Source organism: Prochlorococcus sp. MIT 0701 (genome assembly GCF_000760295.1).
Taxonomy (GTDB): domain Bacteria; phylum Cyanobacteriota; class Cyanobacteriia; order PCC-6307; family Cyanobiaceae; genus Prochlorococcus.
In genome coordinates this window covers 56676-70634 of record NZ_JNBA01000010.1, presented here as the reverse complement: position 1 = coordinate 70634, position 13959 = coordinate 56676, and the positions used below count along the sequence as shown (strand labels likewise).

Genomic DNA, 13959 nt, shown 5'->3' with positions numbered 1-13959 from the left:
GAGAAAGGGAAAAAGGTAGGGAGCTAGCTCACCTTGGCCAGTGCCAGACCAAGACGTCGAACCTGTCCAGCAACGCTGGCGTCGATCACCTTGGAGCCGACGTTGACAACGAAACCACCGATTAAATCTGGATCAATTTTGAGGTTGATCTCCAACTTGTCGGTATTGGCCACAGCCTGCACTTTCTTTTGCAGCTCAGCCTGTTGCTGCTCACTGAGTTCAGAAGCAGAGGTCACTGTGGCAAGAGCGATGTTGCGTTGCTCGCGATAGAGCTCAATCAAGCGCTCAAGCACCGCATCCAAAACGCCGATTCGCTGACGATCAGCGAGCAGCTTCAGCAGGTTGAGGAAAGAAGGTGTGACCTGATTAGCAAAAAGCTTTTGCAAGGCAGCCTTCTTGGACTCCACTTCCAAAACGGGTGAGGCCATTGCCCCACTTAGCTCAGGGCAGTCGTTCCACAAGGCCAGAACTGCCTTTGCCTGATCAACCACCTGATCGACTTCCTTGCGGCTTTCAGCCACTTGAAGAAAGGCCTCGGCATAGGGGGTGGTAATGGTGTTAAGCAGTGGCATCAGGCTTCCCCAAGGTTTTTGATGGACTGACTCACCAACTTGGCTTGAGCCTCGGCATTGAGTTTTCCAGGTAGAGCAGATAGGGCATTCTCGATCGCCATGCGGGCAGTTTCTCGACGCAATTGAGCGCTAGCACGACTTGCTTCAGCATTGAGATCTGCGGTTGCACCCTGCTTAACACGTGCCATCTCCTCAACCGTGCGTTTTTCACTGTCAAGACGAATGGCTTCAGCACGAACCTTGCAATCCTCGCGGATCTGTTCGGCTTTCTGATGGGCAGCTGCCAAATCCTTTTTGGCATGAGCCACGGCCTCGGTGGCCTTAAGCAGACGCTCTTCGGCATCCTTAAGATCAGCCAAAATCGCGACACGGCGGCGCTCAAGGATCCCCCCCACAAAAGGAGGAAGGAATTTATAGAGACCGAAAATAACAATCGCCAGATTGACAATGTTGGCGTCAAACAAGTCGAGGTTCAGGCCGAAACCACCCTCACTGGCAAAGAACAAAGGGCTAATCATTTGGCAGCCAGCAGGCGGTTAACGATGAGATCACCAAGCTTTTCTGCATCACCCTTAAGTTGAGTCAGGGCCGAATCCCTCTGAGCATCAATCTCACGACGAGCCTTCTCCCGAGCTGCATTCGCATCAGCATTTGCAATAGCGAGGGCTTCACGGTAGAGCTGTTCAGAATCCTTTTCAGCTTCTTGAATTAACTGCTGGGCAGCGATACGGGCTGACTTGAGCTGTTCCTTGAGCTCTAACTCCAGCTTCTCCGCCTCCGCAAGCTTTTGCTTCGCCTCAGCGCGACTGGTTGTGACATAGACCTCTCGTTCCTCAACGACCCGACCAACGGGTCTGAAGAAGAGAGCATTGAGGATGAAGGTGAGGAGCACCACCTGCAACGCCATGAGCGGCAGAGTGGCATCGAAGTCAAATAGACCTCCAGCACCGAACAGAAGCAAGCTGGTCATGAGGCAAGAGTGACAGCAGTTGAAGCAGGACTCAGAACGGAGTGAATGCTGGAGGGCGATGATCGCCTCTGGTAAGAGTTCCGATCAACTCACAACCATGGCCGTGAGGTGATGAGAGCAGCCAGCGAGCGACTCCGGTCTGGATCAACCAGCGAAGGGATTGGCGAACAGCAACACCAAGGCGACCACAAGGCCATAGATGGTGAGAGATTCCATAAAGGCAAAGGAGAGCAGCAGGGTGCCGCGAATCTTGCCTTCAGCTTCAGGCTGGCGGGCAATGCCCTCAACAGCGCCGCCTGCAGCGGTGCCCTGACCGATACCTGGACCGATGGCCCCGAGGCCTACAGCTAGACCAGCGGCAACAACAGACGCGGCGGTGGTAATGGAATCCATGGTTGAACTAAAGGTGTGGGGCGCTAAAACAGCGCGGATGAGGACCGAGAGGTTGATACCAGCGCCTGGGACATCTCGGAAATTCTGAGATGGGCCCGAACAAGCCGGACCTGCGCGCATGGAGTTTGCCAGACCGAGGGTTTAGGCCTGGCTAGATCAGAGTTTGATCAATGATGCTCTTCAACCGCTTCACCGATGTAATAGGCGGCGAGGGTGGCGAAGATTAGAGCCTGAATGGCACTGGTGAACAGGCCCAAGAACATGACCGGGACTGGCAGGAAGAGGGGAACAAGGAAAACCAAAACCGCAACAACCAATTCATCAGCAAGGATGTTTCCAAACAGACGAAAGGAGAGTGATAAAGGCTTGGTGAAATCCTCCACGATCTTGAAGGGGATCATGATCGGGGTGGGATGGACGTAGTACTCGAAGTACCGCAATCCCTTCCGACTCAAACCCGCATAGAAATAAGAGAGCGACACAAGTAGAGCAAGTGCCACGGTGGTATTGATATCAGCCGTAGGAGCACCCAACTCCCCACTTGGGAGATGGATTAATTTCCATGGCACCAAAGAGCCGCCCCAATTGCTCACAAAGATGAACAAGAACAGGGTGCCAATGAACGGCATCCAATCGCGATAAGCCTTCTCGCCAATCTGCGTGCGCGCTAAATCACGGATGTAATCCCAGAGGAACTCGAGAAGATTTTGAACACCGTGTGGATCACGCTCCATCTTGCGTGTGCCCACAACAACTAGGGCAAGAATGGCGCCAATCACAATCCAGGATGTCAAGAACACCTGGCCATGGAGCTGAAGATTCCCAATCTGCCAGTAAAGGTGTTGACCCACCTCCAGTTCGGCAAAGGGAAGAGCAAATGGCAAGGAACCCATCAGGCTGGAAATTCGGTGTCGAGAAAACGACGGTTTGAGGAGAAGCCGGCAAACCGGCAATTCAGTTGATCCAGGTTTGGTTCGAGTTCATGACTCAAGCAAAACCTGCAGGATCATGGCGGGCTTGTAGAGCAGAAAACCGAGCAGGGCCGGCAGAAGCTCAAGCTGAGGCAAACGTGAAACAGCAAGGACAAGCAAAACGGGAACGAGAAGCTGAAACTTGCTCACACTCTTCGATCCCTTGCCGAGCTTGCCAACGCTGCGAGCTAAAAGCCGCAGGTAGAGAACTCCAGATAAAGCACCGACTAGCAAACTGCTAGCGATGTGAAGATCGAAGAAAAGTGCGGTGACGGCCACCGCAAAAGCGGAGACGGTCAACGTTGCCAGGATGTAGCGCCGCTGAAGCTGCGCATAGTCGTCAGATGAAGCCGTAGAAACCACAGCTGACAACTCAGGATCCATAGAGAGCTCAGTGTTAGGGCTAGCCTCCACAGCTGTTTCCAGTCCACCCTGTCCCTCCTTTGGAGGGTCAATTTCAGGCTGGAGCAGCGGGGATGCCAGCAAGGGCGCCGAGGCTCTTGGATAAAGGCCCGCGGAATCTATCATGTAGATGGAACATTCCCAGGCGAAAGCAAGAGCACCTGCCGCCGCTGCAAATCCCTGGCCAAAGAGCTGATCCGCTTCGAATCCCAGCCAAGCGGCAAACATCCGAGAGCTGTATCAGGCGCCGCCTCGATTGCCTTAAGCAACTCAACTTGATCAACGCTTAGCTTTAGAGGAGCCATCTCTAAATCAAGCAAAGACTTGCCAGGCCAGCCCCAGAGGCAGATGGACAGCTTTCCCGTAGCAGCAAGCAGCTCCTTGTCATCTGTCCAACCCAGGGGGGCCTGTGGCCCCTTGGAGAGGAAGAACTCGAAATGACTGATGTCAGGATCTAGCTCTTCCATTAGCTGCCATTGCTGACGCTGAGGCAACGCCAAGGCCATCTCAAGCAATTCACCCTGCAACAGCCTTACTGGATCCCAAACCTTGGGATTAGAAAAACCCACAAACTCCAAATCAGCTGAAGCGACAAAAGCAAAAAGTCGTTCAAGGTTGTAACTCGTCTCCTGGGGATGGAGATACATATCTGCAAAGTTCACGTCGGCTACACAGTCGATAGCCCAGCGCTGTTCATGATTAAGCCTGAGGCGGTTGTCCTCAGGCAAGATTGCAAACAGCTGCCGGGCCAATCTCAGGCCCTGCTCATCAGTGCCCACTCCCAGGGAGGAAAGGAACCGCTGAATGCGATGAATTTCCCATCGACCAGCTTCGGCATAAAGGAAAAGGTGCAGCAAAGCCCCTGGCTTTAAAAGAGATGCCAGAGCTTTGAGTCCAGCTTCCGGCTCTCGCAAGTGGTGAAGCGCACCAACGGAATTGATGTAGTCAAATCGCCCCTCATCTTCAAGCTCGAGCAAGCTTTGGTTCTCGATACGAACGTGAGCCTGATCGTTGCCTCCGGAACGCTGCAATCGCTCTCGAGCCACCTCCAGCGCGCCTCGGGAAATGTCCACAGCCAGGATCTCCGCGCCGGGATTGAGATGGGCTAGGTAATCGGTACTAACACCCGTACCGCATCCGGCATCAAGGATTTTTAGAGGCTGACTACCAGCACATTTTCGGACAACAGAACCGGTACAGACCGCATAGGCCATATCCACACACCAACGCCAGTTGTATCCAGGCGGCGGCCCGTCCTGCAAAGGATCTCCTGGGTAAGGGAACCGGTCATAAAAAGCACTGACAACAGATGTGGCCTCATCGCACGGCTGAGCAGCAGAGGACATCGAAAGGGAGCTGGCAACAAGGCGAGCATTTCATGGCCGCCCCCGAGGGGAGTCAGGACATCCCTTGCAGCACTTATCTCAAAGCGAAGAAAGCTGAATCGACAAAATCAAACTCTTTTCTAGAAAGAAGATTGTGAAATCAAAAATCGAACCTATGAAATCTCCTGAATGCCCTTGAACTTCTTTTGCCCAATAATGTTTTAAGCAGTTTTTTGTTGTCAATTAAGACTTGGCAAAGTGCTATTAACACGTCTCAATAGGTCAACTTGACTAAGACCTCCCCCCTTGAGCAGCTCCTCCGTCCTATCCCGCCGGAGTCAAAAACAACGGCAAGGGGCATTACGGCGTAGCCGTAATGATGGAAGCGATCAGTTGTCTTTCTGGCAAAAACGTCTCCCCCTCCCCTGGGCACTCTGGCCAGCTGAAGGCCGTTTACTACTTACCCTTTTTGCCTTCTGGAGCCTGGCAGGGCTGTTGTTGCTTGGCTCGGCTAGCTGGTGGGTAGCCACTCGAGAAATGGGAGAAGGTGCTTATTACGTCAAACGACAACTGATATGGATGGCTGCCAGCTGGAGCCTGCTTGGCCTAGCTGTATCTACCAGTCTGCGCCGTTGGCTAAAACTGGCAGGTCCAGCCCTCTGGCTCAGTTGCTTACTCGTCGCAGCGACCCTAGTCATCGGTAGCACCGTCAATGGGGCCAGTCGCTGGTTAGTGATCGGCCCTCTCCAGATCCAGCCATCAGAACTAGTCAAACCCTTTGTGGTGCTGCAAGCCGCCAACCTGTTTGCCCACTGGCAGCGCATCAGATCAGATGAGAAATTGCTCTGGCTTGGCATCTTCGGGGCCCTACTTCTACTGATTCTCAAACAGCCCAACCTCAGCACTGCCGCACTGACGGGCATGTTGCTATGGCTGATGGCACTGGCCGCTGGTCTGAGGTTGCGCACCTTGCTGGCAACCGCCATGGCAGGCGGCCTGCTCGGCACAACAAGCATTCTGATCAATGAGTATCAGCGCATACGAGTGATCTCCTTCCTCGACCCATGGCAAGACCCACAAGGGAGTGGTTACCAGCTCGTACAAAGCCTGCTTGCCATCGGCTCCGGGGGGTGGTTTGGCGAGGGCTTCGGCCTCTCGACCCAAAAACTGCAATACCTGCCCATACAAAGCACTGATTTCATCTATGCCGTTTTTGCCGAGGAATTTGGTTTCGTGGGCTCGGTGATGATGTTGCTCTTCCTGATGCTGGTGGCTTTCCTCGGCCTACGGGTAGCTCTGAGTTGCAGAACCAACCAGTCGCGATTGGTTGCTATCGGCTGCACAACGATCCTGGTGGGTCAAGCCGTGATCAATGTGGCCGTGGCCTCCGGCGTGATGCCCACAACCGGCTTGCCCTTGCCAATGGTGAGTTATGGAGGCAATTCACTGCTCTCAAGCGTCATGATTGCCGGTCTGTTGATCCGTTGTTCCCTCGAATCAACAGGGCTTCTTGGTGGCAGATCCGCTCGACAGCGACGTCAGTCGATAGGGTAAATACCTTAATTTGATCCGGCTGAGCCGGCTCTACCCATCCCTGCTCTGGACCTGGTTCTCTCAGATCTAGCCCGCAACGGTGAGCAAATGCTCAGCCACGGGCTAAGCAATCAAGGTCCGCTCACCCTGGCCCTCGTTTTTGCTGCTGGCTTTCTAACCAGCCTAGGCCCCTGCTCCCTTTCCCTACTACCCGTCACCCTGGCCTATCTGGCAGGTTTTGATAGCAATCAAGCCCCCTGGCGCCGCAGCATCGCATTCTGTGGCGGCATTGTGGGTTCCCTGGTACTGCTTGGCAGCCTTAGTGGTCTGATCGGGCGGATTTATGGCCAGGTCCCTGGAGTGGTGCCCACCGTCGTAGCACTGCTCGCGGTGGTGATGGGACTGAATCTGCTGGGCCTGCTAAAACTGCCCCTGCCTGCAGGACCAGATCCAGATCTTTGGCGGCAACGCGTTCCAGCTCCACTTGCCCCAGTGGCCGCCGGGTTGGCCTTCGGCCTAGCCGCCTCCCCCTGCACGACACCTGTGCTGGCTGTACTACTGGGATGGATCGCCCAGAGTGGTAAACCTTTGGTAGGAATCGTGCTGCTCACCTGCTTTGGCATTGGGCAGGTCCTACCACTGCTCCTAGCAGGAAGCGCAGCTGCCATCCTGCCGAAATTACTGGCATTGCGACCATTAGGCCGCTGGATCCCCCCCATGAGCGGAGCCGTTCTACTCACGACGGGCGTTCTCACTCTGCTGGCCCGCTGGAGCTGAACCTATGGCCACCTTTAAACGCCTCCTGGCCTGGATCTCCGACCTACGAATAGCCATAGGCTTGCTACTCGTGATCGCACTCGCAAGTGCCCTAGGTACTGCGATACCCCAGGGAGAACTGCGAGAGAGCTACCTGGAAGGCTATAGCGACAAACCCTGGCTGGGCTTTGTCAACGGTTCGATGATTCTGCGCCTGCAGTTGGATCACGTTTACACAAGCAGCTGGTTTTTAGCGCTGTTGGCCTGGCTTGGGCTTGCACTGATCCTCTGCAGCTGGCGAAGACAATGGCCTGCTCTGCAAGCAGCTCTGCAATGGATCGACTACCAGGAGCCGCGTCAATTAAGCAAACTGGCCATCGCCGAAACGATCGCAAGCCCACCAAAAAACGAAAGTATCGACAAACTGGCAGCCCATCTCCATCAACAGGGATGGCAAGTCCAACAACAGCCTGGCAGGCTTGCCGCGCGTCGAGGGATCATCGGCCGAGCAGGGCCAATGCTTGTGCATCTGGGCCTAGTGCTGCTGATGCTAGGGGCCGTCTGGGGTTCCTTGGGTGGACACCGCTTGGAACAATTCCTCGCCCCGGGGCGTTCCCTCGACTTGTTAAACCGTGATGGGAACAGCCATCTCAAACTCACCCTCACAAACTTTGGAATTGAGAGAGACCCAGCGGGTCGCCCTGAACAGTTCCGCTCAAAACTAGAGCTGCTTGAGCCTGGTCAAGACACTGCCAAGCTGCACGAAGTCAGTGTCAACCATCCACTGCGCTTCCATGGCTTAACTGTCTATCAAGCCGACTGGTCCCTAGCTGCGATCACACTGCAACTTGGCCGCAGCCCTTTACTACAGCTGCCTCTACGCACTTTCCCAGAGCTTGGTGAACAGGTCTGGGGACTCGTACTACCTACCAACCCTGATGGCAGCGAGCCAGTCCTTCTGAGCCTCACCAGCGAAGCAGGGCCAGTACAAGTGTTCGATGCCACCGGTGAGCGATTGGCCAGCCTGCGACCAGGAGGCCCAACAGCAGAAGTGAAGGGAATACCCATCCGCGTCGTCGAGGTTCTACCCGCCAGCGGCCTTCTTCTCAAGCGCGATCCGGGCGTGCCTCTGGTCTACATCGGTTTCTTGATCACCCTGGTGGGTGGTGGGCTGAGCATGATTGCCACTCGCCAACTCTGGGCGGTAGGCGACCCTGAAAATGAATGCCTACACGTTGGAGGTCTCTGCAACCGCAATCTGGCCGGCTTCGCTAATGAGCTGCCCAGCCTGCTTGCAGCAGCAGTACCACAGCAATAACTCAACAGGGCTGACGACTGCCATGACTAACCCGCACCACCGTATGCACATTGCCGCGCGGATTAAAATCTGCTTCTAATTGCATCCAGACCGGATCACAGGCGACGACCAAATCATCGAGGATCTTGTTTGCAGCCTCCTCATGTGAAATCGAGCAATTCCGATAGCTATTCACATAGAGCTTGATCGCTTTGAGCTCAATCACCCTCGGGCCTGGCTGATAGAGCAGACGTAACACAGCAAAATCGGGATAACCAGAGAAAGGACATTGACAGGTGAACTCAGGCAACTCAATTGAGATCTCATAGGGCCGCTCAGGCCTCGGATTGTCAAAACAGATCAGCTCACCCTCAGCGATCACCCGTTCGCCATAGAGGGGTTTAGATGCCTGCGCCTCAGTACTGCTCACGGGGATGGAACGATGCCTAAAACGGACCCTAGATCTCGGCCCATGGCTCGGCCTTAGAGGAGAAAGAATCCGCCTTGGAGTCTCCGCCTTGGAGTCAACGCAAACCGCAGAAACGCTCTTCAAGACCCAATTTAAGAAACTCTTCAGATCACAAAGTCGAAAATGTTCACCATGAACAGTGTGATCGCTGTAAAAAGGAATTGAAGGACAAAACGTTGAGCTAGGTCATCGCATCGTCGTTGATCCATCAGCAGGAAGTAGCCCTCCGCAAGGCGAAGCAACGCTCCTTTCCACGAAGCGGCACCTCTGCCATCAAGGCAAAAACCCCATCCCTTCGAGGCCCATCCCATGACCACTCAAGAACGCACCTATCGCGGCGTCGCCTACAAGACTGCTGACCACGAGCAACCCAGCAACAGCACCGTCAAGCATGTCTACCGCGGCCAGCGCTATGAGGCTCCCCTCAAGCATGACGCACTACCTGCTGACACCGAGGTGGAACTCAATTATCGCGGCAAGATCTACCATCACCGCCAAAATGACGCCGCCACAAGCTGCAACAGCTAAATCGGTAACAACAGCCACAACCAAGGCCCGTTGAAAAAGCCCTAATGGGTTCAGAAACGGGCCTCGTTGATGGACATCTGGTTAATCGGCACTGGTGACAGCATCCAGATCCGCCCTGCCAGCATCCATGGAATGCTCTGGCTACAGACCCATTTTGAAGATGCCCACTGGGAGGCTCTTGCTACAAGCCAAGTCAGACTTCCTCAATTGGACGCGGAAGTCCTTTCCCAGGATGCAAAGAACGCAGGAATGAGCCTCGGATATCTATCTGCCCTATCAGTTCCAGGCCGTTTCTGACACACTTCCTTTATCTCTGAACGAGCAACATCAAGCCGTCATGAAGAAAGTCGAGGCGATTGTCCGTCCCTTCAAGCTTGAGGACGTCAAGCTTGCATTAGTCAATGCCGAGATCATCGGCATGACTGTGAGTGAAGTGAGAGGCTTCGGACGCCAGAAAGGCCAAGTCGAGCGCTATCGGGGCTCGGAATTCACCGTTGAATTCCTGCAGAAGTTAAAGGTCGAAGTAGTCGTCGACGACGACAGAGTGGAAGCTGTCGTGCAAGCCATTGCAGAAGCTGCCAAAACCGGCGAAATCGGTGACGGCAAGATTTTCATCTCTCCAGTGGATTCCGTAGTACGTATCCGTACCGGTGATCGTGACAGCAAGGCCCTCTAAGCCAACGTCTGAGCCACAAGTCTCTCAAGAACTGGAAGATCTGCGAGGGTCTCCTCCTCGTCACCCAGCCAGAGCAGGTATTCATGATTACCAGCCGGTCCAGTGATTGGCGAGGCGATAAGTCCCTTGGGCCACCAACCCAAAGACCTTGATGCATCGATCACGCTCTTCAAGGCATCCACATGGGCCAAGGCATCCCTGACCACTCCACCTTTACCCACCCGCTCACGCCCAACCTCAAACTGGGGCTTCACCAACAGCACTGCCTCTGAGTGGTCTGGCTTAAGTAGTTTCTTGATGGCAGGCAGCACAAGCCGCAAGGAAATGAAGGCAAGATCAGCAACAGCAAGGCTCGCCAAAGGCTCCTCAGCCCCGTAGAGCTGATCAGAGCTCAGGGTGCGCAGGTTGGTGCGCTCCCTGAGCACCACGCGAGGGTCGTTGCGCAAATCCCAGGCCGTCTGGCCATAGCCCACATCGATTCCATAAACCCGAGCAGCACCATGCTGCAACAGGCAATCGGTGAAACCTCCTGTCGAGATGCCGCCATCCAGGCACACTCGTCCCTCAACGTTGAGAGGAAACGCCCGAAGAGCTCCCAGCAACTTCTCCCCGCCACGAGACACGAATCTCGGTGGCTGCTCAACCTGAAGCTCAAGCTCCTGCGACACCTCATGACCAGGCTTATCAAGCAGCTGGCCATTGCCATCTCGCACCTTGCCGGCACGGATCAGCTGCTGAGCCTGATGGCGAGAACTAGCCAAGCCCTTCATCAGCAGCAGTAGATCAAGACGCTGTTTGTGGGACATTTCGTCATAAAAGCAGACTTGAAAACGAAACAAAAACCTCTTAACCACCGCAAAAAGCAAAAGCTTCCGAGAAGATCACCGCAACTCGCCCGCAAGGACGTGTCTCAAGGCCAACCTCCACAACTCATAGATACCCATCGGTACCCAAGCCGCAGCAATCAGCATGTTGTTCCTCAAAAGCAACTTGCCACAGTGCTGGAGCTACTTCCGCCGGGCAGCTTTGTGACCCTTGAAAATCAACCCAACGATCTACCGCCATTCCAATTGATCCAATGCAAAGGTGGCCGCTGCTGGGTACGGCAGCAAGCCTGGGGGCAACATGTTCATTGGGAAGTTGAACACCGCCGTCTCAAGTCAGCCTGAATCCAAAGGCTTAAGTTCAAGCATCACCCGCCCGTCTGTGAGTCCTTGATCGAGCGCTACACACTGCCCGAGATGGGCGAGATTTGGACCGACAGGGCCAAGTATCAAAGCTGGCTAGATGTAGAGATCGCCGCTTGTGAGGCCAACTGCCAACTGGGGAAGATCCCAGAAGCTGACATGCAGCAGATTCGTCAACGTGCAACCTTCGAGCCACAGCGAATCTTGGAGATTGAGGCAGAGGTTCGCCACGACGTCATCGCCTTCCTGACCAACGTCAATGAACACGTTGGGGATGCCGGCCGCTACATCCACGTCGGCATGACCAGCAGCGATGTGCTGGATACGGGTCTGGCCCTGCAGTTGAAAAACTCTGTGGCATTGCTGCAACAAGAACTGAGCACCCTTCAAGAGGCGATCCGCAGCCTGGCAGTGGAGCACAAGGGCACAGTCATGATCGGCCGCTCCCATGCCATCCATGGCGAACCAATCACCTTCGGTTTCAAACTGGCCGGTTGGCTAGCAGAAACAATGCGCAATGCCGAGCGACTGGAGCGACTAGCACGGGATGTGGCTGTAGGCCAGATCAGCGGCGCCATGGGCACCTACGCCAACACGGATCCAAAGGTTGAGCAGCTCGCATGCGAGCGCCTCTGTCTCATCCCAGACACCGCTAGTACCCAGGTCATCTCTCGCGATCGTCATGCTGACTATGTACAGACCCTGGCATTAGTAGGAGCGTCTCTAGATCGGTTCGCTACAGAGATCCGCAACCTGCAGCGAACCGATGTGCTGGAAGTGGAGGAAAGCTTTGCCAAGGGTCAAAAGGGAAGTTCGGCGATGCCACACAAACGCAACCCGATTCGGGCTGAGCGGATTAGTGGTCTTGCAAGGGTCCTACGCAGCTATGTCGTCGCAGCACTCGAGAACGTGGCCCTCTGGCATGAGCGTGATATCAGTCACAGCTCCACTGAGCGAATGATGCTGCCGGATTGCTCCGTCACACTCCACTTCATGTTGCGGGAGATGACCCAAGTCGTGCAGGGCCTTGGCATCTACCCAGAAAACATGCGCCGTAACATGAATATCTATGGCGGCGTGGTCTTCAGTCAGCGGGTGCTCTTGGCGCTTGTTGAGAACGGCATGAGCAGAGAAGATGCCTACAGTGTTGTCCAGCGCAACGCCCATTCTGCGTGGAATACCGAAGGGGGTAACTTCCGCGCCAATCTTGAGGCCGATCCTGAAGTATCGACCCTTCTCAAGGCCAAGGCGCTAGCCGAATGCTTCAGCACTGAGCTACACCAAGCCAACCTGGACGTGATCTGGCAACGGCTCGGACTCTGAATCCCATGTCCTGGACGTCTAAACCGATTGGAATGATTTGAGTGTTCAAGTCTCGCCAGACTTTTCACCATCATTGAATGGGTTCTAACGCACTCCCAAGCCCCATAAAACACGTAAAGATCAATGTGATCTGCTTCTGCCCCTTGCCAAAAAAATGATGGCTGACCTGGTGCGCATCGAACACGACAGCATGGGCACTGTGGAGGTGCCCGCTGGGGTCCTCTGGGGTGCACAAACCCAGCGATCGCTACTTAACTTCGCCATCAGCGAAGACCGCATGCCAGTCGAACTGATCCATGCCTTGGCATTGATCAAACAGGCTGCCGCCAGCGTGAACTGTCGCCTGGGTGTGCTCGATGAAATCCAGCGCGATCAAATTATCAAGGCAGCCTCTGCTGTTGCATCCGGTCTCCACGACGACCAGTTCCCACTGAGGATCTGGCAAACCGGTAGCGGCACCCACACAAACATGAATGTCAACGAGGTGATTAGCAACCTGGCATCTCAAGCGAACGACGAACCCCTAGGTAGCCATAGGCCGGTGCATCCAAACGATCATGTCAATCGATCCCAGTCCACCAATGACGCCTTCCCTACGGCTATACATATCGCCGCAGCCCAGGGGATCACCAAAAGCTTGCTGCCTGAACTGGAGCGATTAATCGCAGCCTTTGCAAGTAAAAGCAATGCCTGGAGTGACATCATCAAAATCGGTCGCACCCATCTACAGGACGCCGTACCTCTCACCCTTGGGCAGGAAGCCTCTGCGTGGCGGGATCAAATTGCCACAGCCCATAGTCGTATTCAGGCAAGCCTGGTAGAGCTCTACCCCCTGCCGCTTGGAGGCACCGCCGTGGGGACTGGCCTCAACGCCCCAGCTCGCTTCGATCAAGAAACAGCTGCGCAACTTGCCCGCCTCACAGGCCTGCCATTCAGCTCAGCCAAAAACAAGTTCGCCGTGATGGCGAGCCATGACGGGTTAGTGAATGCAATGGCTCAGCTGCGCATGTTGGCGGTTGCCCTATTCAAGATCTCCAATGATCTACGCCTACTGGCCTGTGGCCCAAGGGCCGGCCTGGCAGAGCTGCATCTCCCTGAAAATGAGCCCGGAAGCTCGATCATGCCTGGGAAAGTCAACCCCTCTCAATGCGAGGCCATGGCCATGGTCTGTTTACAGGTCATCGGGCTGGATTCAGCCGTGACCATGGCAGGTGGTAGTGGTCATCTCCAAATGAACGTCTACAAACCCCTGATTGGCTTCAACCTGCTTCACAGCATTGAATTGCTACATGACGCCTGCCGCAATTACCGGCTGGCAATGGTGCAAGGGATTGAACCAAACCGAACCAAGATCCAGCAGGATCTAGAACAATCGCTGATGCTTGTGACGGCTTTAGCCCCAGAGATCGGTTACGACAAAGCCAGCGAAATTGCCCACCTTGCCCATGAAAAGGGATTCAGCCTGCGTGAAGCCGCACTAAAACTCGGCTATGTGAGCCAAGAAGACTTCGATCGCATTGTTAATCCGGCATCAATGACATCTGCTGGGCTATGAAC

General features: G+C 54.8%; 19 protein-coding genes. 9 read left to right on the top strand and 10 right to left on the bottom strand.

The window, feature by feature from the left end:
* Nucleotides 1-23 precede the first annotated feature (23 nt).
* From atpH to EV12_RS02220, 7 genes are all read right to left on the bottom strand, one after another.
* Entirely contained in the window at nt 24-572 is a 549-nt protein-coding gene (atpH, locus tag EV12_RS02250; protein ID WP_036911403.1) for an ATP synthase F1 subunit delta, read from the bottom strand.
* Entirely contained in the window at nt 572-1090 is a 519-nt protein-coding gene (locus EV12_RS02245; protein ID WP_036911401.1) for a F0F1 ATP synthase subunit B, read from the bottom strand. Before EV12_RS02245 ends, atpH begins: the two co-directional genes overlap by 1 nt.
* A complete protein-coding gene (locus tag EV12_RS02240) occupies nt 1087-1542 on the bottom strand; it encodes a F0F1 ATP synthase subunit B' (protein WP_011825156.1) in 456 nt (151 codons plus the stop codon). The genes EV12_RS02245 and EV12_RS02240 overlap by 4 nt, the downstream gene beginning before the upstream one ends.
* Nucleotides 1543-1686: 144 nt before the next feature.
* The gene (gene atpE / locus EV12_RS02235; RefSeq protein WP_011130839.1) at nt 1687-1935 is read right to left on the bottom strand and encodes an ATP synthase F0 subunit C; all 249 of its coding nucleotides are present in this window, start codon (nt 1933-1935) and stop codon (nt 1687-1689) included.
* A 167-nt stretch (nt 1936-2102) separates the two neighbouring features.
* Nucleotides 2103-2828 (bottom strand): F0F1 ATP synthase subunit A, encoded by a 726-nt coding sequence (atpB, locus tag EV12_RS02230; protein ID WP_036911399.1) that lies wholly within the window; start codon nt 2826-2828, stop codon nt 2103-2105.
* A gap of 87 nt (nt 2829-2915) precedes the next feature.
* Nucleotides 2916-3434, bottom strand: coding sequence for an ATP synthase (locus EV12_RS02225; protein WP_193742116.1), 519 nt, complete (start codon nt 3432-3434; stop codon nt 2916-2918).
* Nucleotides 3431-4654: a class I SAM-dependent methyltransferase gene (locus tag EV12_RS02220; RefSeq protein ID WP_036911396.1), complete on the bottom strand. Its 1224-nt coding sequence runs from the start codon at nt 4652-4654 to the stop codon at nt 3431-3433. Before EV12_RS02220 ends, EV12_RS02225 begins: the two co-directional genes overlap by 4 nt.
* 285 nt (nt 4655-4939) lie before the next feature.
* On the opposite strand from EV12_RS02220, the gene EV12_RS02215 reads away from it, so the two are divergent.
* The 3 genes from EV12_RS02215 (at nt 4940) to EV12_RS02205 (ending at nt 8240) form a co-directional block, all read left to right on the top strand.
* Nucleotides 4940-6187 carry an FtsW/RodA/SpoVE family cell cycle protein gene (locus EV12_RS02215; protein ID WP_036911395.1) on the top strand — a complete coding sequence of 416 codons (1248 nt, stop codon included), beginning with the start codon at nt 4940-4942 and terminating at the stop codon, nt 6185-6187.
* Nucleotides 6188-6274: 87 nt separating this feature from the next.
* The gene (locus EV12_RS02210) at nt 6275-6943 is read left to right on the top strand and encodes a cytochrome c biogenesis CcdA family protein (protein WP_193742115.1); all 669 of its coding nucleotides are present in this window, start codon (nt 6275-6277) and stop codon (nt 6941-6943) included.
* A 4-nt stretch (nt 6944-6947) separates the two neighbouring features.
* A complete protein-coding gene (locus EV12_RS02205; RefSeq protein ID WP_036911393.1) occupies nt 6948-8240 on the top strand; it encodes a cytochrome c biogenesis protein ResB in 1293 nt (430 codons plus the stop codon).
* Nucleotide 8241: 1 nt separating this feature from the next.
* Here EV12_RS02205 and queF read toward each other — a convergent pair whose 3' ends face one another.
* Nucleotides 8242-8649 carry a preQ(1) synthase gene (gene queF, locus EV12_RS02200; protein ID WP_011825146.1) on the bottom strand — a complete coding sequence of 136 codons (408 nt, stop codon included), beginning with the start codon at nt 8647-8649 and terminating at the stop codon, nt 8242-8244.
* Between the two features lie 143 nt (nt 8650-8792).
* Complete coding sequence (locus EV12_RS02195) at nt 8793-8999, bottom strand: hypothetical protein (RefSeq protein WP_036911391.1); 207 nt, start codon at nt 8997-8999, stop codon at nt 8793-8795.
* Between EV12_RS02195 and EV12_RS02190 the strand changes: the two genes are divergently transcribed.
* The 3 genes from EV12_RS02190 to EV12_RS02180 all read left to right on the top strand — a co-directional run bounded on the left by EV12_RS02190 (nt 8998) and on the right by EV12_RS02180 (nt 9892).
* Nucleotides 8998-9216, top strand: a complete 219-nt coding sequence (locus tag EV12_RS02190) for a DUF4278 domain-containing protein (RefSeq protein ID WP_036911389.1) — start codon at nt 8998-9000, stop codon at nt 9214-9216. The two genes, EV12_RS02195 and EV12_RS02190, sit on opposite strands and share 2 nt — an antisense overlap.
* A 69-nt stretch (nt 9217-9285) precedes the next feature.
* A complete protein-coding gene (locus EV12_RS02185) occupies nt 9286-9513 on the top strand; it encodes a hypothetical protein (protein ID WP_036911387.1) in 228 nt (75 codons plus the stop codon).
* A 40-nt stretch (nt 9514-9553) separates the two neighbouring features.
* Nucleotides 9554-9892 (top strand): P-II family nitrogen regulator, encoded by a 339-nt coding sequence (locus EV12_RS02180; RefSeq protein WP_036911385.1) that lies wholly within the window; start codon nt 9554-9556, stop codon nt 9890-9892.
* On the opposite strand, the gene EV12_RS02175 is transcribed toward EV12_RS02180, so the two are convergent.
* Nucleotides 9889-10698 carry a TlyA family RNA methyltransferase gene (locus EV12_RS02175; protein ID WP_036911382.1) on the bottom strand — a complete coding sequence of 270 codons (810 nt, stop codon included), beginning with the start codon at nt 10696-10698 and terminating at the stop codon, nt 9889-9891. The two genes, EV12_RS02180 and EV12_RS02175, sit on opposite strands and share 4 nt — an antisense overlap.
* An 18-nt stretch (nt 10699-10716) precedes the next feature.
* Here EV12_RS02175 and EV12_RS02170 point away from each other — a divergent pair, with 18 nt between their 5' ends.
* From EV12_RS02170 to fumC, 3 genes are all read left to right on the top strand, one after another.
* Nucleotides 10717-11061, top strand: a complete 345-nt coding sequence (locus EV12_RS02170) for a hypothetical protein (RefSeq protein WP_241466487.1) — start codon at nt 10717-10719, stop codon at nt 11059-11061.
* A gap of 45 nt (nt 11062-11106) precedes the next feature.
* Nucleotides 11107-12402: an adenylosuccinate lyase gene (purB, locus tag EV12_RS02165; protein ID WP_036911380.1), complete on the top strand. Its 1296-nt coding sequence runs from the start codon at nt 11107-11109 to the stop codon at nt 12400-12402.
* A 157-nt stretch (nt 12403-12559) separates the two neighbouring features.
* Entirely contained in the window at nt 12560-13957 is a 1398-nt protein-coding gene (fumC, locus tag EV12_RS02160) for a class II fumarate hydratase (RefSeq protein ID WP_036911445.1), read from the top strand.
* The last annotated feature ends 2 nt before the right edge of the window (nt 13958-13959 follow it).